The organism is Microbacterium luticocti DSM 19459, from assembly GCF_000422405.1.
GTDB classification, from domain to species: domain Bacteria; phylum Actinomycetota; class Actinomycetes; order Actinomycetales; family Microbacteriaceae; genus Microbacterium; species Microbacterium luticocti.
On sequence record NZ_KE383823.1, the window covers coordinates 56,526 to 81,651 of the forward strand.

Annotated in this window: 22 protein-coding genes; 9 read left to right on the plus strand and 13 right to left on the minus strand. The window is 72.0% G+C overall.

Features of this window, described 5'->3' with window-relative positions; translation table 11 throughout:
- Nucleotides 1-62: 62 nt before the first annotated feature.
- From H577_RS0112980 to guaB1, 3 genes are all read right to left on the minus strand, one after another.
- Entirely contained in the window at nt 63-1,133 is a 1,071-nt protein-coding gene (locus H577_RS0112980; protein ID WP_029146305.1) for a hemolysin family protein, read from the minus strand.
- Nucleotides 1,130-2,452 carry a hemolysin family protein gene (locus H577_RS0112985; RefSeq protein ID WP_029146306.1) on the minus strand — a complete coding sequence of 441 codons (1,323 nt, stop codon included), beginning with the start codon at nt 2,450-2,452 and terminating at the stop codon, nt 1,130-1,132. Before H577_RS0112985 ends, H577_RS0112980 begins: the two co-directional genes overlap by 4 nt.
- Before the next feature lie 227 nt (nt 2,453-2,679).
- A complete protein-coding gene (gene guaB1 / locus H577_RS0112990) occupies nt 2,680-4,137 on the minus strand; it encodes a GMP reductase (RefSeq protein ID WP_029146307.1) in 1,458 nt (485 codons plus the stop codon).
- 177 nt (nt 4,138-4,314) lie between these two features.
- Between guaB1 and H577_RS0112995 the strand changes: the two genes are divergently transcribed.
- On the plus strand, nt 4,315-8,043 hold the full coding sequence (locus tag H577_RS0112995) for a multifunctional oxoglutarate decarboxylase/oxoglutarate dehydrogenase thiamine pyrophosphate-binding subunit/dihydrolipoyllysine-residue succinyltransferase subunit (RefSeq protein ID WP_029146308.1): 3,729 nt from the start codon (nt 4,315-4,317) through the stop codon (nt 8,041-8,043).
- Between the two features lie 154 nt (nt 8,044-8,197).
- Here H577_RS0112995 and H577_RS0113000 read toward each other — a convergent pair whose 3' ends face one another.
- Together H577_RS0113000 and H577_RS0113005 are read right to left on the minus strand one after the other, a co-directional pair.
- A complete protein-coding gene (locus H577_RS0113000) occupies nt 8,198-9,760 on the minus strand; it encodes a glycerol-3-phosphate dehydrogenase/oxidase (protein ID WP_029146309.1) in 1,563 nt (520 codons plus the stop codon).
- Entirely contained in the window at nt 9,757-10,323 is a 567-nt protein-coding gene (locus H577_RS0113005; RefSeq protein ID WP_036285142.1) for a TetR/AcrR family transcriptional regulator, read from the minus strand. Before H577_RS0113005 ends, H577_RS0113000 begins: the two co-directional genes overlap by 4 nt.
- Before the next feature lie 34 nt (nt 10,324-10,357).
- On the opposite strand from H577_RS0113005, the gene H577_RS0113010 reads away from it, so the two are divergent.
- Together H577_RS0113010 and H577_RS0113015 are read left to right on the plus strand one after the other, a co-directional pair.
- Nucleotides 10,358-12,139 (plus strand): FAD-binding oxidoreductase, encoded by a 1,782-nt coding sequence (locus H577_RS0113010; protein ID WP_084516241.1) that lies wholly within the window; start codon nt 10,358-10,360, stop codon nt 12,137-12,139.
- The gene (locus tag H577_RS0113015) at nt 12,136-13,038 is read left to right on the plus strand and encodes a diacylglycerol kinase (RefSeq protein WP_029146312.1); all 903 of its coding nucleotides are present in this window, start codon (nt 12,136-12,138) and stop codon (nt 13,036-13,038) included. Before H577_RS0113010 ends, H577_RS0113015 begins: the two co-directional genes overlap by 4 nt.
- A gap of 44 nt (nt 13,039-13,082) precedes the next feature.
- On the opposite strand, the gene H577_RS0113020 is transcribed toward H577_RS0113015, so the two are convergent.
- On the minus strand, nt 13,083-13,328 hold the full coding sequence (locus H577_RS0113020; protein ID WP_029146313.1) for a zf-HC2 domain-containing protein: 246 nt from the start codon (nt 13,326-13,328) through the stop codon (nt 13,083-13,085).
- Entirely contained in the window at nt 13,325-13,981 is a 657-nt protein-coding gene (locus H577_RS0113025) for a sigma-70 family RNA polymerase sigma factor (RefSeq protein WP_029146314.1), read from the minus strand. Before H577_RS0113025 ends, H577_RS0113020 begins: the two co-directional genes overlap by 4 nt.
- A 35-nt stretch (nt 13,982-14,016) precedes the next feature.
- Between H577_RS0113025 and aroA the strand changes: the two genes are divergently transcribed.
- The 3 genes from aroA to bcp all read left to right on the plus strand — a co-directional run bounded on the left by aroA (nt 14,017) and on the right by bcp (nt 17,195).
- The gene (gene aroA / locus H577_RS0113030) at nt 14,017-15,366 is read left to right on the plus strand and encodes a 3-phosphoshikimate 1-carboxyvinyltransferase (protein ID WP_029146315.1); all 1,350 of its coding nucleotides are present in this window, start codon (nt 14,017-14,019) and stop codon (nt 15,364-15,366) included.
- A gap of 13 nt (nt 15,367-15,379) precedes the next feature.
- Nucleotides 15,380-16,420, plus strand: coding sequence for a ribosome small subunit-dependent GTPase A (rsgA, locus tag H577_RS0113035; RefSeq protein ID WP_029146316.1), 1,041 nt, complete (start codon nt 15,380-15,382; stop codon nt 16,418-16,420).
- A 307-nt stretch (nt 16,421-16,727) separates the two neighbouring features.
- A complete protein-coding gene (gene bcp, locus H577_RS0113040) occupies nt 16,728-17,195 on the plus strand; it encodes a thioredoxin-dependent thiol peroxidase (protein ID WP_029146317.1) in 468 nt (155 codons plus the stop codon).
- Nucleotides 17,196-17,412: 217 nt separating this feature from the next.
- Here bcp and H577_RS0113045 read toward each other — a convergent pair whose 3' ends face one another.
- Entirely contained in the window at nt 17,413-17,808 is a 396-nt protein-coding gene (locus H577_RS0113045; protein WP_029146318.1) for a hypothetical protein, read from the minus strand.
- A gap of 260 nt (nt 17,809-18,068) precedes the next feature.
- Between H577_RS0113045 and H577_RS0113050 the strand changes: the two genes are divergently transcribed.
- On the plus strand, nt 18,069-18,317 hold the full coding sequence (locus H577_RS0113050) for a WhiB family transcriptional regulator (protein ID WP_029146319.1): 249 nt from the start codon (nt 18,069-18,071) through the stop codon (nt 18,315-18,317).
- Nucleotides 18,318-18,630: 313 nt separating this feature from the next.
- On the opposite strand, the gene H577_RS0113055 is transcribed toward H577_RS0113050, so the two are convergent.
- Genes H577_RS0113055 through H577_RS0113065 form a run of 3 tightly spaced genes read right to left on the minus strand, consistent with a single transcriptional unit; the run spans nt 18,631 to nt 22,049 of the window.
- Nucleotides 18,631-20,124, minus strand: coding sequence for a sensor histidine kinase (locus H577_RS0113055; RefSeq protein ID WP_029146320.1), 1,494 nt, complete (start codon nt 20,122-20,124; stop codon nt 18,631-18,633).
- A gap of 9 nt (nt 20,125-20,133) precedes the next feature.
- Nucleotides 20,134-21,393: a CpaE/TadZ family protein gene (locus H577_RS16545; RefSeq protein ID WP_036285145.1), complete on the minus strand. Its 1,260-nt coding sequence runs from the start codon at nt 21,391-21,393 to the stop codon at nt 20,134-20,136.
- Nucleotides 21,390-22,049: an SAF domain-containing protein gene (locus tag H577_RS0113065; protein ID WP_051192027.1), complete on the minus strand. Its 660-nt coding sequence runs from the start codon at nt 22,047-22,049 to the stop codon at nt 21,390-21,392. Before H577_RS0113065 ends, H577_RS16545 begins: the two co-directional genes overlap by 4 nt.
- Nucleotides 22,050-22,148: 99 nt before the next feature.
- Between H577_RS0113065 and H577_RS0113070 the strand changes: the two genes are divergently transcribed.
- Nucleotides 22,149-22,430, plus strand: a complete 282-nt coding sequence (locus tag H577_RS0113070; RefSeq protein ID WP_029146322.1) for a helix-turn-helix domain-containing protein — start codon at nt 22,149-22,151, stop codon at nt 22,428-22,430.
- A 183-nt stretch (nt 22,431-22,613) separates the two neighbouring features.
- On the opposite strand, the gene H577_RS0113075 is transcribed toward H577_RS0113070, so the two are convergent.
- Nucleotides 22,614-23,216: a hypothetical protein gene (locus H577_RS0113075; protein ID WP_029146323.1), complete on the minus strand. Its 603-nt coding sequence runs from the start codon at nt 23,214-23,216 to the stop codon at nt 22,614-22,616.
- 151 nt (nt 23,217-23,367) lie between these two features.
- Between H577_RS0113075 and H577_RS0113080 the strand changes: the two genes are divergently transcribed.
- Nucleotides 23,368-23,793 carry an Rv3235 family protein gene (locus H577_RS0113080; RefSeq protein ID WP_036285148.1) on the plus strand — a complete coding sequence of 142 codons (426 nt, stop codon included), beginning with the start codon at nt 23,368-23,370 and terminating at the stop codon, nt 23,791-23,793.
- A 62-nt stretch (nt 23,794-23,855) separates the two neighbouring features.
- Here the strand turns inward: H577_RS0113080 and H577_RS0113085 are convergent, their stop codons facing one another.
- Nucleotides 23,856-25,082 carry a pyridoxal phosphate-dependent aminotransferase gene (locus H577_RS0113085; protein ID WP_029146325.1) on the minus strand — a complete coding sequence of 409 codons (1,227 nt, stop codon included), beginning with the start codon at nt 25,080-25,082 and terminating at the stop codon, nt 23,856-23,858.
- Nucleotides 25,083-25,126: the final 44 nt, after the last annotated feature.

Consider the following 25,126-nt stretch of genomic DNA (forward strand, 5'->3'; position numbering starts at 1 on the left):
TCGCGCGGCACCGGCCTCACCCAGGTCAGCACCCGCTCGCGCGGCGGCGGCCTCGACCCGGGTCAGCGCCCGTTTCCGCGGTGACCGCGGCGGGTGGCATCCTGCACCTCGCCGATCAACTCCTCGATGACATCCTCGAGGAACAGCACCCCGGTGATGTGCCCGTCCGCGTCGCGCACCTGGGCGAGGTGGCGGCCGGCGCGGCGCATGAGGGCCAGGGCGTCCTCGAGGTCGGTCGTGGCCAGCACCGGAACCATGTGGTGGATGCGCTTTGCCGGGATCGGTCGGGCGACATCGGCGGGCGCGTCCGGGTCTTCGGCCGCCCGCAGCACGTCCTTCAGGTGCACGTATCCGGTGGGCCGACCGGCCTCGTCGACGATCACGTACCGCGAGAACCCGTGCTGGGCGACCGCACGCTCGATCTGGGCCGGTGTCGTGGTGCGCGGCAGCGTCACCAGCTCGTGCAGCGGCACGGCGATGTCGGCGGCCTTCTTGTCGGTGAACTCGACCACGGCGGCGACGGTGCCCGAGCTGTCGTCGAGCACGCCCTCGATGCGCGACCGGTTCACGATGGTCGCGACCTCGTCGAGGGTGAAGGTCGAGGATGCCTCGTCCTTCGGCTCGACCCCGAACAGGCGCACGATGTGGTTGGCGATCCAGTTCAGCGCGACCACGACCGGGTGGAACAGCTTCGAGATCCACACCAGCGGCGCCGCCAGCATGAGCACGGCCCGGTCGGGGATCGAGAAGGCGAGGTTCTTCGGCACCATCTCGCCGAACACGACGTGCAGGTACGACACGAGCAGCAGGGTGATCACGAAGGCGGTGACATCCACCACCGCCTCACCGGCGCCGGTCAGCCCCAGCGGCACCGCGAGCAGATGGTGGATCGCAGGCTCGGACACGTTCAGGATCAGCAGCGAGCAGATCGTGATGCCCAGCTGCGTGGTCGCGAGCATGAGCGTGGCGTGTTCCATCGCGAACAGGGCGGTCTTGGCCGCGCGCGAGCCCTGCTCGGCGAGCGGCTCGATCTGCGAGCGGCGCGCCGAGACGACGGCGAACTCGGCGGCCACGAAGAACGCGTTGCACGCCAGCAGGATGACCAGCCAGACGATCCCGGCCCAGTCGCTCATCGCCGGCCCCCGTCCTCGGGCTGAACCGGATGCGGCACCGGCGTGAAAGTGACCCGGTCGATGCGGCGGCCGTCCATGCGGGTGACGGCGAGCGTGCCGTCCTCGATGTGCACCTCGTCGCCGACCTGCGGAATGCGCTCGAGCACGCTCATGATGTAGCCGCCGACGGTGTCGTACGCGTCGCCCTCGGGCACGCGCACCCCGGCCCGGTCGCGCAGTTCGTCGGGGCGCCAGTCGGCGGGGAACGTGACCGTCTCACCGCCGCGCACCAGTTCGGCACGGCGCCGGTCGTGCTCGTCGAGCACCTCGCCGACGATCTCTTCGACGAGGTCTTCCAGGGTCACGATGCCGGCGGTGCCGCCGTACTCGTCGACGACGATCGCCAGCTGGTAGCCACGTGAGCGCAGCTCGGCGAGCAGCCCGTCCAGGTGCACCGCCTCGGGCACCCGCAGCGGCTCGGACGCCAGTGCGGCCGCCGGCACGTCGGCGCGGCGCTCGCGCGGCACGCTGACGGCCGCCTTCAGGTGCACGATGCCGACGATGTCGTCCATCGAGTCGTCGTAGACGGGAAAGCGGCTGTGCCCGGTGCGGCGGGCGAGTTGGATGACGTCATCCGCACTGTCGTCGGCGGCCACCGCGTGCATGCTGGGCCGGGGGGTCATCACGTCGGCGGCGGTCAGGCGCGAGAAGGTGAGGCTGCGGTCGAGCAGGGTGGCGGTGTCCTGCTCGAGCACTCCGGCGCTGGCCGAGCGGCGCACCAGGCTCGACAGCTCCGACGCGGTGCGGGCACCCGACAGCTCTTCTTTGGGCTCGATGCCCATCGCACGCAGCACACCGTTGGCCGAGCCGTTGAGCACGGCGACCGCGGGACGGAACACCGCGGTGAACGCCACCTGGAACGGCAGCACCAGCTTGGCCGTGCGCCGCGGCAGGGCGAGGGCGAAGTTCTTCGGCACGAGCTCGCCGAGGATCATCGACAGGATCGTGGCGATCGCCACACCGATGACCGCCGCGACCGGCCGGGATGCGGCATCCGGCATGCCCCACGCATCGAACAGCGGGCGCAGCAGGTTCGAGATCGCCGGCTCCATCGTGTACCCGGTCAGCAGCGTCGTGAGCGTGATGCCCAGCTGCGCGCTCGACAGGTGCGTGGACGTCTTGCGCAGCGCCGCGATCGTGAGGCGCAGCCGCGTCTCACCGCGCTCCTGCCGGGCCTCGAGGTCGGCGCGGTCGAGGTTGACCAGCGCGAACTCGCTGGCCACGAACAGGCCGGTGCCCACCGTGAGCAAGAGCCCCACGCCCAGCATGACGTAGTCCATCACGCGTCACCCCCGTGCAAGGATGCGGGGTCGTGGGGCGGGCGTCTGCAACTCGGCGGGTCGTCCATCGTGCCGACAAGTTTACGGCAGGGCCCCGTGCGGCATCCCGTTCACACCACTGCGCCACATATCGGCGAGCGCGCCGTCGATCGATGGCGCGGATGCTGCGAACAGGCGCAGTCGCGTGACTCGGGCTCCGCGCGGTCGCGTAGGCGGCACGCCGGGCGCTACCAGCTGACCGGCAGCGCCTTGCCCTCCTCGTACCCGGCGGCGGACTGCAGGCCCACCCGTGCCCGGTCCTGGAACTCGGCGAGCGTGCGCGCGCCGGCGTAGGTGAACGACGACCGCACCCCCGAGGTGATCATGTCGACGAGGTCCTCGACGCCCGGTCGCAGCGGGTCCAGGTAGATCCGCGACGACGAGATCCCCTCGGCGAACAGTTCCTTGCGCGCCCGCTCGTAGACGTCCAGGCGCCCGAAACGGGCGCGCACCGCCTTGGTCGAGGCCATGCCCCACGATTCCTTGTACGCGCGGCCCGAGGCATCCGTCTGCAGTTCACCGGGCGCCTCGACGGTGCCCGCGAACCACGAACCGATCATCACCGACGACGCACCGGCGGCCAGCGCCAGCGCCACGTCGCGCGGGTAGCGCACCCCGCCGTCGGCCCACACGTGCGCGCCCATCAGCCGCGCCGCCTGCGCGCTCTCGAGCACCGCCGAGAACTGCGGCCGGCCGACCGCGGTCATCATCCGGGTCGTGCACATCGCGCCCGGCCCCACCCCGACCTTGACGATCGAGGCGCCCGCGGCGACGAGGTCGTGCACGCCCTCGGCGGTGACGACGTTGCCTGCGGCGATCGGGATGCCACCGGCCACCGCGGCCACGTCCTGCAGCGCATGCAGCATCCCGTCCTGATGGCCGTGCGCGGTGTCGACCACGAGCACGTCCACCCCGGCCGCGATCAGCGCCTTCGCCTTGGCCTGGGTGTCGCCGTTGATGCCGACCGCGGCCGCCACGATCAGCCGGCCGTCGGCGTCGACCGCCGGCGTGTACAGCGTCGCCCGCAGCGCGCTGCGCCGCGACAGGGTGCCGATCAGCGCGCCGTGCGCGAGCACGCACACCGTCTCGGCGCCACTGTCGACGATCAGGTCGAACGCGTGCCGTGCGTCGGCCACGTCCTCGGCGTCGATCGCGGTCGGCCGCGCGTGCACCAGGTCGCCCAGGCGTGCGTCGGGCAGTGCGGTGCCCAGCCGGCTGGCCGGCACCACGCCGCGCACGTCGTCGATCGACATTCCTTCGACGGGACGGTCGGCCACCACGATGCCGTAGCCCTCCAGCGGTGGCAGCAGTCGCGCCGCATCGGCGACCGTCGCGTGCGCCGGCAGCACGATCGGCGTGTCCCACGGCACCGGCTGCGCCTTCACCCACCGGATCGCCGCATCCAGTTCCTGCAAGGGCATGTCCTGCGGCAGCACCCCGAGCCCGCCACGGCGGGCGAGCGTGGCGGCCAGGCGGGCTCCGGTCACCGAGTTCATGTTGGCCGAGACCAGCGGGATCGTCGCCGCCGTACCGTCGCCCGGGGCGAGGTCGACGTCCAGGCGGCTGGACACGTCGGATCTGCGCGGCACCAGGAACACATCCGAGTAGGTCAGATCGACCGCGGGCTGCTCGCCGTAGAACTCCATGGCGTCAAGGCTAGCCATTCCTTCCGGGCACGAAAGTGATGCCGAATCGTGCCCGGTATACACGGTCGCGCCCCGAGCGGTCGTCCAGGTGTCTGGGCTACGCTTGACAGTCGTGTGCACGGGCTGTGACAGCCCCGTACAACTCCAGATCTCAGCGAGGAAAGCAGGCGAACGAACGTGTCGAGCCAGACCAGCGGCGTCGGGACTTCGAGCGAGGGAGAGTTCGGGGCCAATGAGTGGCTCGTGGACGAACTCTACGAGCAGTTCACGAAGGACAGGAACTCCGTCGACAAGTCATGGTGGCCGATTCTGGAGGACTATCACCCGGTCGACACCGGCGTCGCCTCGAGCGGCACCGCGGCCTCCGGTGACACGGCCACCACGGTCGCCCCGGTGACCACCCCCTCCGCCGACGCGAACCCGGTGACCGCACCGGTGCCGGTGATCGGGCAGCAGCCGGTGGCGCGCACCACCGCCAAGCCGGCGGCGCCGCAGCCGATCCCGGCGCAGGCGCCCAAGGTGCGGCCCTCGACCGGTGACGACGGGGCCGACGACGGCGACGAGGATGTCGTCACGCCGCTGCGCGGCATGACCAAGACCCTCGCCGCGAACATGGACCGCTCGCTCACGGTGCCGACCGCGACGAGCGTGCGCACGATCCCGGCCAAGCTCATGATCGACAACCGGATCGTGATCAACAACCACATGGCCCGCACCCGCGGCGGCAAGGTCAGCTTCACCCACATCATCGGGTGGGCGCTCATCAAGGTGCTGAAGGACTTCCCGAGCCAGAACGTGTACTACGCCGAGGTCGACGGCAAGCCGTCGGTCGTCGCGCCGGCGCACATCAACCTCGGCATCGCCATCGACGTGCCCAAGCCGGACGGCACCCGTGCGCTGCTGGTGCCGAGCATCAAGCGCGCCGAGACGCTCACCTTCGGCGAGTACCTGGCCTCGTACGAAGACCTGGTCAAGCGGGCGCGGGCGAACAAGCTGACCGCCACCGACTTCGCGGGCACGACGATCTCGCTGACCAACCCGGGCGGCATCGGCACCGTGCACTCGGTGCCGCGGCTGATGTCCGGCCAGGGCTGCATCATCGGCGCGGGCGCCCTGGAGTACCCGGCCGAGTTCCAGGGTTCGAGCGAGAAGACGCTCAACGAGCTCGGTATCGGCAAGACGATCACGCTCACCAGCACGTACGACCACCGTGTCATCCAGGGTGCCGGGTCGGGCGAGTTCCTCAAGAAGGTGCACGAGCTGCTGATCGGTGAGCGCGGCTTCTACGACGACATCTTCGCCGCGCTGCGCATCCCCTACGCTCCGATCCGCTGGGCGCAGGACATCAAGGTCGACGTGGCCGAGCGGGTCGACAAGACCGCACGGGTGCAGGAGCTGATCAACTCGTTCCGGGTGCGCGGCCACCTGATGGCCGACACCGATCCGCTGGAATACGTGCAGCGCACCCACCCCGACCTCGAGATCGAAAGCCACGGCCTGACCTTCTGGGACCTGGACCGCGAGTTCGTCACCGGCGGCTTCGGCGGCAAGCGCCAGATGAAGCTGCGTGACATCCTCGGCGTGCTGCGCGACTCGTACTGCCGCACCATCGGCATCGAGTACATGCACATCCAGGACCCGGTCCAACGCAAGTGGTTCCAGGACAACATGGAGGTCAAGTACCAGAAGCCCAGCCACGACGAGCAGCTGCGCATCCTCAGCAAGCTCAACGAGGCCGAGGCGTTCGAGACCTTCCTGCAGACCAAGTACGTCGGACAGAAGCGGTTCAGCCTCGAGGGCGGTGAGTCGCTCATCCCGCTGCTGGACCAGATCCTGCAGGGCGCGGCGACGGCCGGCCTGGACGGCGCCGCCATCGGCATGGCGCACCGCGGCCGGCTGAACGTGCTCACCAACATCTCCGGCAAGACCTACGGTCAGGTGTTCCGCGAGTTCGAAGGGTCGGTCGCCGTCGGCAACAAGTCCGGCTCGGGCGATGTGAAATACCACCTGGGCATGGACGGTGCGTTCGTCGCCGACAACGGCCAGCAGCTGCCCATCCATCTGGCCGCGAACCCGTCGCACCTTGAGACCGTCGACGGCGTGCTCGAGGGCATCGTGCGCGCCAAGCAGGACCGCAAGCCCATGGGCTCGTTCACCTACCTGCCGATCCTCGTGCACGGCGACGCCGCGTTCGCCGGCCAGGGTGTCGTGGTCGAGACGCTGCAGATGTCGCAGCTGCGCGGCTTCCGCACCGGCGGCACCATCCACGTGGTGGTCAACAACCAGGTCGGATTCACGACCCTGCCCAACGACGGCTTCACGTCGGTGTACGCCACCGACGTGGCCAAGACGATCCAGGCGCCGATCCTGCACGTGAACGGTGACGACCCCGAGGCCGTGGTGCACGTGGCCGAGGTGGCGTTCCGCTACCGCCAGGAGTTCCACCGCGACATCGTGATCGACCTGGTCTGCTACCGCCGTCGCGGACACAACGAGGGCGACGACCCGTCGATGACGCAGCCGCTGATGACGAACCTCATCGAGGCCAAGCGTTCGGTGCGCCGGCTGTACACCGAGTCGCTGGTCGGCCGCGGCGACATCACCGAGGACGAGTACGAGACCGTCAAGAAGGATTTCCAGAACCGCCTCGAGATTGCCTTCGCCGAGACGCATGCCGCCGAGACCGGCACGTCCCCGGTGGTGACGGCGGATGCCACCGGCACGGCCGCGACCGCATACGCAGGCGAGCCCGACACCACCGGCGTGCCGCGCGAGTCGATCGAGACGATCGGCGACGCGTTCGTGAACAAGCCGGACGGTTTCACCGTGCATCCGAAGCTCGACAAGCTGCTGCAGAAGCGGCGCGAGATGAGCCGGAGCGGCGACATCGACTGGGCGTTCGGCGAACTGCTCGCGTTCGGGACGCTGCTGCTGGAGGGCACCGCCGTGCGTCTGGCCGGTCAGGACTCACAGCGCGGCACCTTCGGTCAACGCCACGCCGTGCTGCACGACCGCCAGAACGGTCAGGAGTGGATCCCGCTGACCAACCTGTCGGCGAACCAGGGCCGGTTCTGGGTGTACAACTCGCTGCTCAGCGAATACGCCGCGATGGCCTATGAGTACGGCTACTCGGTGGAGCGCCCCGACGCGCTGGTGCTGTGGGAGGCGCAGTTCGGCGACTTCGGCAACGGCGCCCAGTCGGTCGTCGACGAGTTCATCTCGTCGGCCGAGCAGAAGTGGGGGCAGCAGTCGAGCGTGGTGCTGCTGCTGCCGCACGGGTACGAGGGTCAGGGCCCCGACCACTCGTCGGCGCGCATCGAACGCTACCTGCAGCTGTGCGCGCAGAACAACATGACCGTCGCGCGCCCGTCGACCCCGGCGTCCTACTTCCACCTGCTGCGCCGGCACGCGTACGCGCGTCCGCGCCGGCCGCTGGTGGTGTTCACGCCGAAGTCGATGCTGCGGCTGCGCGGCGCGACCAGTCCGGTCGACGACTTCCTCACCGGCCGGTTCGAGCCGGTGCTCGACGATGACCGCGGCATCGACAAGCCCGGCGTGAAGCGGGTGCTGCTGCACTCCGGCAAGATCCACTGGGATCTGCGCGCCGAGCTCGACAAGAACCCGAACCCGCAGATCGCACTGGTGCGCATGGAGCAGTACTACCCGGCCCCGATCCAGCGACTGCGCGAGGTGCTCGCCCAGTACCCCGAGGCGGAACTGGTGTGGGTGCAAGAAGAGCCCGAGAACCAGGGCGCGTGGCCGTTCATCGCCCTCGAGGTGGCCGCGCATCTGGACCGGCCGGTGCGCCGCATCTCGCGCGCGGCGTCGGCGTCGCCGTCGACCGGGTCGCCGAAGGTGCACGCCGCCGAGGCCGCCGAGATCCTGCACCAGGCCACCACGTTCTGACCTGCACTGTCGGCCCCTCGCACATGTGAGGGGCCGACAGCCGTCTCAGAACACGCCGGCGTCGGGATGTCGCAGGTTCTCAGACGTGCCCGTGCCCGACGGTCGTGCCCGACGGCCGTGCCCGACGACCGTGTCCGAGGCTGTGGCGCCGAACTCACTCGGCGGCGACGGCATCTCCGACCGGGTCGACGCCGGCGCGTCCGAAGGCGGATGCCGCAGCCGGCCCGGACCGGTCGCGATCGGCTGCGACCAGTCCGAGCCGGGTGCGCCGATCGAGCAGGTCGTCGAGGGTCAACGCCCCCTCGACGGCGACGCCCCACGCAAGCTCCGCCGCGGTGACACCGCAGGCGGCATCCGGACCGCCTCCGAACCGCGAGAGGTAGGGCGCCTCCGCGCCGTACCTGTGCACGAGCCGCGCCGGCGCGGCGATCTCGCCGAGCCGCGCGCGGGGCCAGGCACCGACCAGCGGCACCTCGTGCGTGCGGCAGGCGAGCGCAGGCAGACCCGCGTGACGCAGGGCGGCGTCCACACCGTCCTGCGCCATGCGCCGGTAAGTGGTGAGCTTGCCACCGACCACCGACAACACCCCGGTCGACGAGGGGATGATCGCGTGCCGCCGTGAAAGGTCGCTGGGCTCGTCGGCATCCCCCGCCAGCAACGGCCGCAGACCGGCGAACGTACCGAGAACGTCTCCGCGGTGAAGCGGCCTATCCAGCACGGTGCCGATCACCTGCAGCAGCATGTCGATCTCGGCATCCGTCGCCCGGGCCACCTCGGGAACGGGCCCGGACACCGGCACGTCGGTCAACCCGATGTAGGCACGCCCGTGCGGGGCCGGCACCGTGAACACGAAACGGCTCGACGAGCCCGGCACCAGTGCGGTCAGTGACACGTCACCGGCGCCCAGGCGCGCAGCATCCACCACCAGATGCGTGCCGCGGCTGGGTTGCAGCCGCACCGAAGCATCGAGGCCACCGGCCCACACGCCGGTCGCACTCAGCACCGCGCGGGCGCGCACCGCCAGGCGTTCGCCGGTGAGCACATCGCGCAGCACGGCACCGTCACCGGTCGCCGCGACCGCCTCGACGCGGGTCAGCACCCGCGCACCGTAGCCGGCGGCGGTGCGGGCGACCGCCACGACCAACCGGGCATCGTCGACGAGCCTGCCATCCCACCCGCGCACGCCGCCGTGCAGTCCGGACGTGCGCACGCCCGGCGCGAGCCGGCGCACCTCGTCGGCACTCACCGGCCCCGGCGCCGGCAGCACGGCGCCGGGCGTGCCGACGGCCCGACGCAGGCCATCACCGAGGACGTAACCGAGACCGATATATGCTCCGCGCGACATATACCCGTCGTCGTGCAGCGGCAGCACCTGTGCGAGGGACCCGGTCAGGTGCGGCGCGATGCGGGCCATCAACAGATGGCGCTCCGCGGCGCTCTCGTACGCGATGCCGAACTGCCCGGCCGCGAGGTAGCGCAGGCCGCCGTGCACGAGCTTGGAACTGAACCTGCTGGTACCGAACGCCAGGTCGTGCCGTTCGACGAGCACCGTGCGCAGGCCACGGGATGCCGCGTCCAGCGCGATGCCCGCACCGGTGATGCCACCGCCGATGACAAGGACGTCGACGGTGGGGTCGTCGCCGAGCGCGGCCAGCTCGCGGCGGCGGCGCGCGGCGTTCAGCGCGGTCGGGTGCGGCGTCCGACCGAGCACCCTCATCGTCGGCCCCCGGCGTCGAGGTGTCCGCGCAGCGCCGCAGCCAGTTCACGGCGCCAGCCCTCCTCGTCGAGCCATTCGGTCACCAGCGGCGCCGACAGCACGGCGGACTGCGCGATCAACAGCGTCATCGCGGCGAGGGCCGCGGCATCCCCCGCCCGCGCCACGCCCGCCGCCTGAGCAGCGGCGATGCGGGCGGCGAGTTCGTCGTGGATGAGGTGCTGGCTCGTGCCGAGCCGCTGCAGCACATAGCGGGCGAGCAGTTCCGGGTCGCTGTCGCGCAGACGTGCGAGCAGCGGCATGCGGCGGATGCGCTCGGCGGTGTCGACCAGGATGTCCACCAGCGCGTCGAGGTCGCCGGGCGGCACCGGCGGCGGCAGCACGGCGACGAGTTCGCGGGTGACCAGTGCGGCCAGCAGCGTCTGCACGTCGGGCCAGTGCCGGTACAGCGTCTGACGCGCCACACCGGCGCGTCGGGCGATGTCGGAGGCGGTGGTGCGGCGGATCCCGTGCGCCTGCACCTCGTGCAGCGCGGCGTCGAGGATCGCCGTGGCGGCGTCGACCATGTGACAAATATACGTTTCATGTCATACTGTCGCCATGTCTTCGGAGGAGGCGACGACGCCGGCCGCACCCGAGCCCGCGCACACCGCACCCGCCCGACCCGAGCCGCCGCACACGGCGCCCGACCAGTCTGCGCCCGCGCACACCGCAGGCGCCGTGCCTGCGACCGCACCCGCCCGACCCGCGCCCGCGCCCGACCAGCCCCGGCCGCTGGCCGTGCCGGCCCCGCGCGCCCCGCTGCGCTGGGATGTGTGGGGCGACGGCTCGCACCCGACGACCCTGCCGCCCGGCGCGAAGGCGATCGCCGCCGCGCTGCTGCGGGGGCGCCCGCATCCGCTCCCCCGGCCGGCTCCCCCGGTGTTGCCGCCGGTCAGACTGAGCGACGACGACCTCGCCGCGCTGCGCGAGACCGCCGAGGTGACCTGCGACGACGAGGTACGGCGCCGCCACCTGGGCGGCAAGAGCACCCCCGACCTGCTGCGCCGCCGGCTGGGCGTGACCGATCCCGCCCCCGACGCCGTCGCCCTGCCGCGCACACACGCCGAGGTCGCCGCCCTGCTGCGGGTGTGCGATGACCGCGGCATCGCCGTGGTGCCCTTCGGCGGCGGCACGAGCGTGGTCGGCGGCGTCACCCCGTGCGGCGGGACGGATGCCACGACCGCCCGGGTGCGTCCGGTGCTCGCGCTCGACCTGTCGCGCACCCAGGCGCTGATCGCGCTCGATGAGACCTCGTTGCTGGCCACCTTCGGCGCGGGCACCACCGGCCCCCAGGCCGAAGAGCTGCTCGCCGCGCACTCACTGACGCTCGGGCACTTTCCGCAGAGCTTCGAGTTCGCCTCGCTCGGCGGCTTCGCCGCCACCCGTTCCAGCGGTCAGGCCTCGAGCGGCTACGGCCGTTTCGACGACCTCGTGCACCGGCTGCGCGTGGCCACCCCGGTCGGCGACCTCGACCTCGGCCGCGCGCCGCGCAGCGCTGCCGGGCCCGACCTGCGCGAGCTGATCCTCGGCTCCGAGGGGGCGTTCGGCGTCATCACCGAGCTGACCGTACGGGTGCGTCGCCGCCCGGCGGCCACCGGCTACGGGGCGTGGACGTTCCCCGACTTCGAGTCGGGCGCCGCGGCCCTGCGCGAGCTGGTGCAGCGTGGCATCCGTCCCACCGTCATCCGGCTCTCGGATGCCACCGAGACGCGCGTGAACGCGGCGCTGGGCGGCCACCTCACCCGGCTGCGCGGATGTCTGGCCGTCGCCACGTTCGAGGCCGAGACCGCCGCGCAGGCCGCACAGGCGCGAGAGCGCACCGCCGCGGTGTGCGCGGCGCACGGCGGCCGCGACCGCGGCGACGAGCCCGCCCGGTCGTGGGAGCGCGGCCGCTTCTCGTCCCCGGGCCTGCGCGACGCGCTGCTGGATGTCGGCGTGCTGGCCGAGACCCTTGAGACCGCCACCACCTGGGCGGACCTTCCCGCCCTCAAGGACGCCGTCACCACGGCCCTGCGCTCACAATTGCGCTCACCGGTGGTGATGTGCCACATCTCGCACGTGTACCCGGCCGGCGCGTCGTTGTACGTCACGGTCGCGGCCGCCGCCGACGCCGACCCACTCGCCCAGTGGGCGCGGGCGAAGGATGCCGCGTCCCGCGCGGTCGTGGCATCCGGCGCCACGATCACCCACCATCACGCGGTGGGCCGCGACCACCGCCCATTCCTCGCCGACGAGATCGGGCCGCTCGGGGTCGCGGTGCTGCGCTCGGTCAAGCACACGCTCGACCCGCACGGGATCATGAACCCGGGCGTGCTCATCGCGGCGGATGAGGCCGGATGAGGGTCGCGCTGCTGGTGAATCCGGCCGCGCGCGCCGGCACCGCCACCGACGCAGCCGGGCGCGCCGCGGAGCGGTTGCGCGCGCACGGGATCACCGTCTCGATCGTCTCGGGCGGGTCGGCCGCCGAGTCGACGCAGCTGCTGCGGATCGCACTGGATGCCGGGGTCGACGCGGTGCTCGTGGCCGGCGGGGACGGCACCGTCGCGCTGGCGCTGACCGAGCTGGCGGGCACCGCCGTGCCGCTGGGGATCGTGCCGGTGGGCACCGGCAACGACTTCGCCGCCTCGGTCGGCCTGCACGAGCTGGACGTGCACGCCGCCGCCGACGCCGTGGTCGCCGGGCGCACCCGCACCGTCGATCTGGCGCGGGTGGTGCGCGCCGACGGCGGCACGACCCTGTTCGGCACGGTGCTGGCCAGCGGGTTCGACTCGCGGGTGAACGATCGGGCGAACCGGATGCGGTGGCCGCGCGGGTCGTCGCGGTACACGATCGCGCTGCTGCGCGAGTTCGTCACCCTGCGCGCGGTGCCGTTCACGCTCGAGCTCGACCTGCCCGACGGCACCACGATGCGGCTGCGACAGGATCTGGTGCTCGTCGCGGTGGGCAACGGGCGCAGCTACGGCGGTGGCATCCCGATCTGCCCGTCCGCCGACATCGCCGACGGGCTGCTCGACGTGACCGTCGTGCACCCGGCGGGCCGTGCGCACCTGCTGCGCCTGCTGCCGAAGCTGTACCGCGGCGAGCACACGGCGCTGCCCGAGGTGGCGACCCATCGGGTGCGCGGCATCCGGCTGGACGCACCCGACGTGACCACGTACGCCGACGGCGACCCCGTCGGCCCGCTGCCGGTGCGGGTGGATGCCGTTCCCGGCGCGTTGCGCGTGTTCACGGCGTCGTGACCGGCGCCAGGCCGAGACGGTGGCTCAGGCCGAGACGGTCGGGCTCAGGCCGAGACGGTGTGCGCGTCACGCAGCTTCGCCAGCACGAGCTCGCGCAACTCCTCCGGGGCGGCCTCCTTGCACGACCGCGCCAGCACCTCGGTGAGGGTGCGCGACACGAGGGCCTCGTCGCGGCATCCCGGGCAGTTGTCCAGATGCTCTCGGATGTCGGCCTCGGCGGTCTTGCACACCTCGTGGCGCAGGTATTCCTCGAGGTCCTTCCTGGCTTTCTCGCAGCCGCAGTCCGTCATTTCGTGCTCCCTGATGCGGTGGTGTACCCACGCTCCTGTGCGTAATCGGCGAGCAGGTCGCGCAGCATGCGCCTGCCCCGGTGCAGACGGCTCATGACCGTGCCGATCGGCGTCTTCATGATGTCGGCGATCTCCTGGTAGGCGAAGCCCTCGACGTCGGCGAGGTACACCGCCATCCGGAAGTCCTCGGGGATCGACTGCAGCGCATCCTTCACGATCGATGCGGGCATGTGGTCGATGGCCTCGGCCTCGGCCGACCGGGCCGAGGTGGACGTGGTCGACTCGGCGCCGCCCAGTTGCCAGTCCTCGAGGTCGTCGATCGGGCTCTGATACGGCTCGCGCTGCTTCTTGCGATACGTGTTGATGTACGTGTTGGTGAGGATGCGGTACAGCCACGCCTTCAGGTTCGTGCCCTGCCGGAAGGTGTGCCACGACGCGTACGCCTTGACGAACGTCTCTTGCACCAGATCGGCGGCGTCGGCCGGGTTGCGGGTCATCCGCATGGCCGCCGCGTACAGCTGGTCCATGAACGGGAGCGCCTGCTCTTCGAACTGCGCGCGCGTGCCGACTGCGGCTTCAGACTGGTCGTCCATCGCCCGCCAGTCTACGGGCGCGCGCAGGGACGCGTCTGTGCGCGTCAGGGTGGCGATCATCCGGCTCCTCCCACGGGTTCGTTAGGGTGGAACCGATGACCGACGACCGGTATTCCCCCGATCAGGCCGCGACCGGGCCCCGCCCCTGGCCGGCTCCGACCGCCCGGCGCGAGCTGGACGCCGTGGTCAGCGTGCCCGGATCGAAGTCGCTCACCAACCGCGAACTGGTGCTCGCCGCCTTGGCCGAGGGGCCGAGCCGGTTGCGCGCTCCGTTGCACTCCGACGACTCGGTGCGCATGATCGCGGCGCTTGGCACCCTGGGTGTGCAGATCGACGCCGAGCCCGGCGACGGCGCGTTCGGCGACGACCTGGCGGTCACCCCGGTGGCCCCGTTCGCCCCGGGCGGCGACATCGACTGCGGTCAGGCCGGCACCGTGATGCGGTTCGTCGCACCGCTGGCGGGCCTGGTCGACGGCGAGGTCACCCTCGCCGCGCATGCCACGGCGCTGCACCGCCCCATGGGCGAGATGATCCGTGCGCTGCGCGAGCTCGGCGTCGACATCGACGACGGCGGCCGGTGGGCGCTGCCGTTCACGGTGCGCGGGCACGGCCATATCCGCGGCGGCGAGGTCACCATCGACGCCGGCGCGTCCAGCCAGTTCGTGTCGGGGCTGTTGCTGGCCGCCCCCCGCTTCGACGTGGGGCTGCATCTGATCCACGAGGGCGACCGGCTGCCCAGCATCCCGCACATCGACATGACCATCGAAGCGCTCGGTCGCCGCGGCGTCGTGGTGGAACGGCCGAGCCCCACCGAATGGGTGGTGCCCGCCGGGCCCATCCGGGGCAAGGACGTCGCCGTCGAACCCGATCTGTCCAACGCCGCGCCCTTCCTGGCCGCCGCGATGGTGGCCTCGGGCCGGGTCTCGGTCACCGGCTGGCCGGTGCACTCCACGCAGCCGGGTGCGCTGCTGCCCGAACTGCTGCCGCTGTTCGGCGGCCGTGCACACCGCCGCGGGGGCGCCCTGCACGTGAGCGCAGGCGAGCGCCTCACCGGCGTCGACCTCGACCTGTCGGCCGCCGGAGAGCTCGTCCCCACCCTCGTCGGGCTGGCGGCGCTGGCCGACGGGGTGAGCACGTTCCGCGGAATCGGCCACATCCGCCGGCACGAGACCGACCGGCTGGCCGCTCTGGTGTTGAACCTGCGGGCGCTGGGCGGCGAGGCCGACGAACTCGACGACGGCATCCGCATCGTGCCGCGCCCGTTGCACGGCGGCCTGTGGCGGGCGTACCACGACCATCGCATGGCCACCACGGGAGCGCTGATCGGGCTGGCGGTGCCCGGCGTCGAGGTCGACGACATCGGCACCACGGCCAAGACGATGCCGCAGTTCCCGCAGCTGTGGGCGCGCATGCTCGGTGACGAGTCGGGGGATGCCGCGGCCTAGCGGCACGGTCATGATGAGCTGGCTCGACGACACCGACGACGACGAACCCGAGTTCGATGAGGCCGACGTGCGCGTGCGGCCGAACCCGAAGGGCAACCGGCCGCGTACCAAGCGGCGGCCCGCCCACACCGATGCGGTGATCGGGCGGGTGCTGGGCGTGGACCGTGGTCGCTACACGGTGCTCGTCGACGAGGACGGCCCCGCCGAGCACACCGCGCTGGCGGTGCGCGCGCGGGAACTGCGCAAGCAGCCGATCGTCACCGGCGACCGGGCGCGGCTGGTCGGCGACACGTCGGGCGAGCAGGGGACGCTCGCCCGGCTGGTGGGCATCGAGGAGCGCACCACGCTGCTGCGGCGCAGCGCCGACGACACCGACCAGGTGGAGCGGGTGATCGTCGCCAACGCCGACCAGATGCTGATCGTGGTGGCCGCCGCCGACCCCGAGCCCCGCGAGCGGTTGGTCGACCGCTACCTGGTCGCGGCTCTGGATGCCGGCATCCGCCCCCTGCTGGTGGTGACCAAGACCGACTTGGCCGACCCGACCGCGTTCCTGCGGCACTTCGAGGGCATCGACCTGCGGGTGTTCACCAGCGCGCGCGGCGCCATGCCGGTCGACGAGATCGGCGCCGCCCTGGTCGGGCACGCGACGGTGTTCGTGGGGCACTCCGGGGTCGGCAAGTCGACGCTGGTCAACGCGCTGGTGCCCGATGCCCAGCGTGCGACCGGGCACGTCAACGAGGTGACCGGCCGTGGCCGGCACACCTCGAGCTCGACGGTGTCGCTGCGCTATCACGGCGCCGACGGCAACGGCTGGGTGATCGACACCCCCGGCGTGCGCTCGTTCGGGCTGGGTCACGTCGATCCGGCGCACATCCTCGACGCGTTCACCGACCTCGCCGAGGTGGCCAAGACCTGCCCGCGCGGGTGCACGCACCTGCCCGACGCGCCCGATTGTGCGATCGTGGAGGCCGTCGAGGACGGTCGCCTCGGGCCGACCGCGCGCGGCCGGCTGGACTCGCTGCAGCGGCTGCTGGCCACCTTCGCCGAGCGCTGAGGTCCGGGGCCGCCCGGCTGCGGCATCCGTCGCCACGCGCCGAGCTCCGCCTCCGGCCGCCCGACGTCCGCACCCGCCCGCGCTGCGGCATCCGTCGCCTGCCCGGTCGCAGAACACGCTGCCCCGCCCGACGTCCGCACCCGCCCGCGCTGCGGCATCCGTCCCCGCGCCCGGTCGCAGAACACGCCGCGCCGCCCGCCTTCTACCGGCGTGTTCTGAGACCCAGCTCCGAGCAGGTCGCAGAAGGCGCCGCCTGGGCGCCCACCCACCGGCACGTCCTGCGACCCGCCGGCCGTAGGCTGGGACCATGACCCAGCTGCAGCCCGGTGACCCCGCACCCGACTTCACACTCGCCGACCAGGATGGCACCGACGTCAGCCTGCACGATCTGCGCGGCCGCAAGGTCGTGCTCTACTTCTATCCGGCCGCGATGACCCCGGGCTGCACCACCGAGGCGTGCGACTTCCGTGACAGTCTCGCGTCGCTGTCGGCCGCCGGGTACACGGTGCTGGGCGTCTCGCGCGACACCCCCGCGAAGCTGCGGGAGTTCCGCGAGCGCGACGGACTGGCCTTCGCGCTGCTGAGCGACCCCGACCATGCCGTGCACGACGCGTACGGCGCGTGGGGCGAGAAGATGAACTACGGCAAGACGATCGAAGGCGTGCTGCGCTCGACGTTCGTGATCGACGAGGACGGCCGCATCGTGCTCGCCCAGTACAACGTGAAGGCGACCGGACACGTGGCCCGGCTGCGCCGTCAACTCGGCATCGACTGAGCCTGCGCCGGGCGCGTCACGGCCGGGCGGCATCGACTGATGCGTGCGGCGGGCGCATCACGGCCGGCTGCGCCGTCAACTCGGCATCGACTGATGTGTGCGCCGGGGTGCGGCAGGTCCGGCGGAATCGACCGATGCCTGCGCCGGTGCGCGCCACGGCCGGACGGCATCGACTGAGCCTGCGCCGGGCGCGTCACGGCCGGTCGGTGCCGGAACATCAGGACCGGTCGGTGCCGGCACGGTCACGGCCTGCTCGGCGCACGGCCAACACGAGCGGCACGAGTCCGGCGACTCCGACCGCGGCGATCGCCAGACCGATCAGCGGATGCGCGTAGGCGCCGGTGACCGCACCCAGAGCGACCGCGAGAATGAGCAGCTGGGTGACGATCCCGCCGCTTCGCGCCCACGACACCCCGCGCAGTGTGCCCACCGCGAACGCGGCGACCGCGACCGCGCCGATCACGGTCAGCACGAGCAGGGCGAGCGCGCTGGTGAGCGACTCGGTGTCGCCGGCGAGCATCGCCACGACCTGCCAGCCCGCCAGGCACAGGATGCCGACGGCCTCGCACGCGAGGATGATCCCGCCGGTGCGTGCCGCGGTGTTCGACCGCATCCGTCCTGTCCTCTCCGCGGCGATGCCGCCCGTCGATGCGATCCGGCGCTGGGCGAACTGCCAGCGCACGCAGGGCAAGTCATCACACAAAACCCTTGATTCGACTGCCGCGCTGTGAAAGCATTGTCAACGTTGTGTGCTCCCACAGCGGCGTGGGGCGAGCAGTCGCTCGCACAACTTCCAGGCTAGCGGAACCCGAATCCGCGCCGGAAACCGTATCCGACACGACGTGACATCCCTCACTCAAGGAGCACCCCCACATGGATTGGCGCGACAAAGCCGCTTGCCTCACCGTCGACCCCGAGCTGTTCTTCCCCGTGGGCAACACGGGACCGGCGGTCGAGCAGATCGAGAAGGCGAAGGCCGTGTGCGCCCGGTGCACCGTCACCGAGATCTGCCTGCAGTACGCGCTCGAGACCGGTCAAGACTCGGGCGTCTGGGGCGGCCTGTCCGAAGACGAGCGCCGCGCCCTCAAACGCCGCGCGGCCCGCGCCCGCCGCGCCTCCTGACCCGTGCGCCGCGCCTCCTGACCCGTGCGCCGCGCCCGCAGGCTGACCCGGTCGCCGCGCCTGCACGCGCCGCGCAGCCCGCGTTCGCCGCGCCCGCTGACCCGGTAGCCCCACCCCGCCCGCGGGCGACGGCGTCGCCGTACCCGGACGGCACCGGGCGACGGCATGGCCTCACCCGGTATGCACCGGGTGGATGCCACCATCCCCGGTCGCTTGCGCCGGTTCGACGCGCCGTCTCAGGTCGCCCGGTCCAGGCCGACATCCGCCACGCTCCCCCACACCGACGCGCCCGTGGTGGAGGGTCTCCGTGGTCTCAACCGAGGTTCAGGTCGAGGTAACGCAGCGGGATGTCGATGGTCACCTCGGTGCCCTGACCCTGCAGCGTGTGCCAGTCGATCGAGCCGCCCAGCTCCCCCTGGATCAGGGTGCGCACGATCTGGGTGCCCAGGCCCTGCCCGACCTGCCCCTCGGGCAGGCCCACGCCGGAGTCGCGCACGCGCACCTCGAGTCGGTCGTCGGTGCGATCGGCGATGATCTCGACGTCGCCCTCCTGCCCGGCCAGCCCGTGCTCGACCGCGTTGGTGACCAGTTCGGTCAGCGCCAGTGCCAACGGGGTGGCGTACTCGCTGGGCAGCGTGCCGAACCGCCCGGTGGTGTGCGTCTTGGCCTTCGTGCCCGCGCCGGCCGCCACCTCGGCGACGAGCTTGAGCACCCGCTGGAACACGTCGTCGAAGTCGACGTTCTGCGCCAGGCCCTCTGACAGGGTGTCGTGCACGACGGCGATCGCCGACACCCGGCGCATCGCCTGCGTGAGCGCCTCGCGCGCCTCTTCGGAGTGGGTGCGCCGGGCCTGGATGCGCAGCAGCGCCGCAACGGTCTGCAGGTTGTTCTTCACCCGGTGGTGGATCTCGCGGATGGTCGCGTCTTTGGTGATGAGCTCCTGCTCCTGGTGGCGCATCTCGGTGACGTCGCGGCACAGCACCACCGCCCCGATGCGGGTGCCGTGGTCGCGCAGCGGGATGGTGCGCAGCGACACGGTAACCCCCCGCGCCTCGATGTCGGTGCGCCACGGCGCCCGACCGGTGACGACCAGCGGCAGCGACTCGTCGAACTGGCGCTTCTCGGGCAGGATCTGGGTGACCACCTCGACCAGCGGCACGCCTTCGAGCTCGTCGTCGAAGCCCAGCCGGTTGAACGCCGACAGGGCGTTGGGGCTGGCGAACGTGGTCATGCCGTCGACGTCGAGCCGGATCAGCCCGTCCGAGGCACGCGGGGCGCCGCGACGCGGCCCGGTCGGGGCCGACAGGTCGGGGAAGTCGCCCGAGGCGATCATGCCGAACAGGTCGTCGGCGCAGTCGTTGAACGTGATCTGCTGACGCGAGGGGGTGCGCGTCTCGCCGAGGTTGGTGTGACGGGTGAGCACCCCGATCACGTGCGGTTTCTGCCCGGCCCGCGGCCGCTCCCGCACGATCGGCACCGCCCGCACCCGGGTGGGGGTCTCTTCGAACCAGTCCGGCGAGGCCGAGTCGACGATCTGCCCGCTGGTGTACGCCGAGCGCACCTGTGCCCGCCACTGCGGCCGCACCTTCTCACCGACGATGTCGCGGTAGAACAGGGTCGCCGCTCCCCCGGGCCGGGTGTGCGCCACCGCCGTGAACGAGTCGTCGGCGGTCGGCACCCACATCACGATGTCGGCGAAGGCCAGGTCGGCCAGCAGCTGCCCGTCGCCGGCGAGGCGGTGCAGCCATTCCACATCGGCCTCGTCGGAGAGGCCCTGCGCATAGACGAGATCGGTGAGCGTCGACACCCGACCAGCCTATGGTGCGACCGGTGCATCGGCCGGGATCATGGCACGCGATCGCCACCGGGCCCGTCGCGGCCGTGCCGCCGGCGGCGGCACCAGAGCCTCGGCGACGAGGCGTCGTACGGCGAGCGTGAGCGGGGACTTGGGGGCGGTGTCGGCGACCGGCCGCGCAGCCAACAGCGCCGCGTCCACGCTGCGCGGGTCCTGCGGCACGAACCACACGTCGCGGATGCCGGCGAACCGCTCCAGCGTGCGCCGGATCTGCCCGTGCGCATCGATGCCGAGCGTGCCCGGCCGCAGCCGGTTGGCCACGACGGTCACCGGTGTGGTGCCCACAATGGCGCGCAGTTCGGCGTGGGCGCGCAGAAAGCGGGCGACCCCGACCGGGTCGGCGGCGACGACCGCGACGATGCGGTCGGCGGCCTGCAGCGCGGCCAGGGTGGCGGCGTTGCGCCGCGGCCCGTCGGCGAGGTCGCTCACGATCTCTTCGTCGCGTTCCAGAGGGGATGCCACGTCCACGACCGTGTGCGTCGCCCATGACCGGCACGCCTCGAGCGCGGCACTCACGCGCCGCTGTCCCAGTTCCGGCCAGCGTGACGGACGGTTGATACCCGGCAGCACGTCGATCCGGCCGTCGCCGACACCGACCGGTGTGCTGATCCGTTCCAGTTCGGCGGCGTCCAGGCCGCCGCGCTCGGCCTGTCGACAGGCGGCGGCGAATCCCGGTCCTTCGTCGGCCAGGCCGAGCATGATCGCCACCGACGGCGCGTGCGTGTCGGCGTCGACCAGGCACACGTGCCGGCCGCCGCGGCTGAGCTCAGCGGCCAGTTCGATCGCCAGGGTGGTGCGCCCGGGCGCGCCGGCCGCACCCCACACGGCCACGACTCCGGGGCCGGAAGGCGCCGCCGGAGCGGGCCCGAGCTCGGGCGCCGCCGGGGCGGCGAGGGCGTCGGCGACCGCCCAGCCGTCTGCGTCGGCGGGCAGGCACGGCCCCAGTCCGAACGCGGCGGCCAGCCGTGCCGCCGACTCGTCGGCGCACAACGGCAGGATGCGCACTCCGCCGCGGTCACAGGCGGCGACCAGGTCGGCGTCGAGGGTGCGGGTGCTCACATCGAGGACGAGTGCGTCTGCGGCATCCATCAGCCCCGCCGCGGCACCGTCGGCGGGGTCTTCGGGCCGCACCACGGCCGCGACCGGCACGCCGGCGCGGGTGAGCCGGTCGGCCAGTGCCGTGCCGCGCGGCGCGGTCACGGCGATGACGACGCCGGTCACCGCGCACCTCCGGCGGGGACCACCGACAGCGCCGACCCGGCCGAGATCGCCGCCAGCGTGCCGGCGACGTCGGCACGTGGGATGGCCAGCTCGAGGGCGGTCTTGCCGCCGCCGATCATCGAATCATCCCGCGTCACCGAGGCGACCGTGGCCCGCGGGATCAGGACGCGTGGGGTGTCGTAGACACCGCGCTCGGTCTGCGCCGCCGCCCACAGTTCGACCACCGCGCCCGCCCGCACCGCAGTGGGCACGTCGGCGTCGGTGCGCACCACCACCGTGGTGAGGTCGGACTCCGCCGCCGGCACGGTCGCCGAGGCGGGCACGAGCTCTCCGGCCTCGACGGTACGGGTGGCGACCGCGCCGCGCGGTGCCTTTCCGGGCGCCAGGTAGGCGTCGGCGGAATGGCCGAGGGCGACGTCGACGACGGTGAGGTCGGCGGCGGTGACGGTCTGGCCCGGCACGATGGTGTGCGCGGCGGCGTAGACCGGGGCGGTCTGCCGCGACAGGGCGACCACGGCCCACACACCGGCGACGGATGCCACGATCAGCGCGATTCCGATGAAGAAACGCGTGTCGGTCCAGAAGCCGCGGCGCCGTCGCATGGTCGGCCCGCGCTGCGGACCGGCCGTGCCGGACGGGTTGTCGAGTGCACTCATGTCCTCCATCGTGGACCTTTCCCGGAATCGGCATCGGAAGTTATCCACAGGCTGCCGAGCGAGCAGGGCCGCGGGCCGTGCGGCGGCGATAATGAGTGCATGCCCGACAGCCCGCTCGATGAGGTACGCCTCGTCGCCCCCGCCCAGGTCGCCGAGGCGCTCGGCGTGTCGGTGGACGAGGTGATCGCCCTCGCGATGGAGGGACAGTTGCGCGGCGTGCGCGTGGGCACCCCGCCGCAGTGGCGCATCGACGAGGCCAGTGTCACGGCATATCTCGACGAGCAGACCGAGCAGACCCGGCGCATGGCGCTGTGGCGGCAGTCGAACGCCGCGAGCTTCCCCGAGCTGTGGGGCACAGGCGCCGTGCGCCGACCCGACTGACGACGCGGCGGGCTGGGACGCACCGCCGCAGCCGGACGCGGGGATGCCGTTCGCCACGGCAGGCTCGGACGCGCCGCCACAATCGGATGCGGGGTGCAGCTCCCCATGTCGACCGGTCCCGCCCCGATCGCAGCCATCCGACACGAACCGAGGTTGAGCCCGTGCGGGCGGGATGCCGCGGGCTCAGCGCATGAGCGCGGGCGATTCCAGCCGCACCCAGGCCAGTGCCGCGAACGGCACGATGCGCATGCCGGTGACGGCGGCGGAGCGCCGTGGGGTGTCGGGCTCATGCAGGGCGAGGTCGAGGTGGTCGGCCAGCGCCCGGTCGATCGTGCCGGTCAGCGCGCGAGCGGTGCGCAGGTGCAGGGTGACCGGAACGCGGCGGCGGGTCAGGTCGCGCAGCACGAATCCGAGCGTCATCCGTTCGCTCAGTCCCCGGTGCCCGCCGGCGTCGGCGCGGGCGCTTCGCAGCAGGTCGGCCTCGGCTATGCCGAGCCCGGTGATCGCATCGACCGGCAGCAGCGCCGCGCCGGCGCGGGTCTCGGCGAGCGCGACCCCCACCCAGTCCGCGCCGACCGCGGTGACCCGGCCGGTGAGCACGGCGTCGCCGGCCAGTTCGAGCGAGATCACCGGGGCGTCGGGGCCGCACAGTCCGCGCAACCGTTCGGTCAACGGCAGGCGCGACAGGCGCAGCCGCTCGGCCTCGGAGTCCAACGCGGCGCGCTCGGCCTCCCACTCGGAGTCGAGCTGATCTTCCAGGTCCTCGAAGAACCGATCCCAGCGCACGACGCGACAGTACGCGATCGGAGCACCGCATGGGGAGTTATCCACAGGTGAGAGGGTTCTCATGACCCTGGGAATCGGCTGTGTGCTCTACTGGGTCGGGTAGTCCTACATCCTTCCGCCGAGGGGGGCGGGAGAGGGAGAGAGGCATTCCATGGCGAGCATGCCTGCGGCCGAGGCGGTCCTGCGGACAGAGCGCGAAGACGATCCGTGCGCACCCGAGCGAACACCGGCGGCGGCGCTTCCGGATCCGGAACCGCTGCTGCGCAACCTCACGCAGGGTGTGCTCGAGGTGCTCGCCGGGGTGCGCGACGTGCACCAGCTGGCGCGGTGGATGACCGAGGACGTGTTCCGTTCGGTGTCGACCCGGGCGGCTCTGGCGGCCCGGGCGCGCAGCGCCCGCGGGGTGACGGCCACTCGCCCGGTGCACAGCATCCGCTCGGTGCACCACACCATGCCCGCCGACGACGCCGTCGAGGCCGTGGTGGTGATCGGGGGCCCGGCCCGCACCCGGGCGGTCGCGCTGCGGCTCGAGGGACTGGACCACCGCTGGCGGGCGACCTCGCTCGCCCTGCTGTGAGGCGGCCTGCACACACGGGCCGGGCACGTGCGGCCCGTCACCGCGCCGGGGCGCGGGGTGCCCTACTGCTTGTACGACGCGAGGAAGTTGCCGATGCGCTCCACGGCGTCGGCGAGCACCCGCGACTCGGGCAACGTCACGATGCGGAAGTGGTCGGGCGTCGGCCAGTTGAAGCCGGTGCCCTGCACCACGAGCACGTGCTCGGCCACGAGCAGGTCGTAGATGAACTTCGCATCGTCCCGGATCTCGTACACGTCGGGATCCAGCCGGGGGAACGCGTACAGCGCCCCCTGCGGCTTGTAGCAGCTGACGCCCGGGATCGCCTCCAGGCCCTGCCACGCGACATCCCGCTGCTCGTGCAACCGGCCGGTCGGACCGATGAGCGCATCGATCGACTGCACCCCCGACAGCGCCGCCTGCACGGCGTGCTGCGCCGGGACGTTCGGGCACAGCCGGGTGGATGCCAGCAGGGTGATGCCCTCCAGGAACCCGCTCGCGTGCTGCTTGGGCCCGGTGATGACCAGCCAGCCGCTGCGGTATCCGGCGACCCGGTAGGTCTTCGACAGGCCGTTGAACGTCAGGCACAGAAGGTCGGGCGCAAGGGTGGCGAGGTTGATGTGCTCCGCCCCGTCGTAGAGGATGCGGTCGTAGATCTCGTCGGCCAGCAGCAGCAGCGAGTGTTCGCGGGCGATGTCGACGATGCCCTGCAGCGTCTCGCGCGTGTACACCGACCCGGTCGGGTTGTTCGGGTTGATCACCACGATCGCCTTGGTGCGCTCGGTGACCTTGCTGCGGATGTCGTCGAGGTCGGGCTGCCAGTCGTTCTCGGGGTCGCACCGGTAGTGCACCGGGGTGCCGCCGCCGAGGCTGGTCATCGCGGTCCACAGCGGGTAGTCCGGCGACGGGATGAGCACCTCGTCGCCGCCGTCCAGCAGCGCCTGCATCGTCATCGTGATCAGCTCTGACACGCCGTTGCCGAGGTACACGTCGTCGGGGTCGAACTTCGGGAAGCCGGGGATCTGCTCGTACCGCGAGACCACGGCGCGACGGGCGGGCATGATGCCACGGCTCTCGCTGTAGCCGTGCGCGTACGGCACCGCCTCGATCATGTCGCGCACGATCTGGTAGGGCGCGTCGAACCCGAAGATGGCGGGGTTGCCGGTGTTGAGCTTCAGGATGCGGTGGCCGTCGGCCTCCAGGCGGCCGGCCTCGACCAGGGCGGCCCCGCGGATCTCGTAGAGGACGTCTTTGAGCTTGGTCGACTGATCGAGGGGGCGCAGCGGGGTCATCCGTTCAGAATAGCCCCGCCACGCGGCCGCCCCTGCCGTGCGCC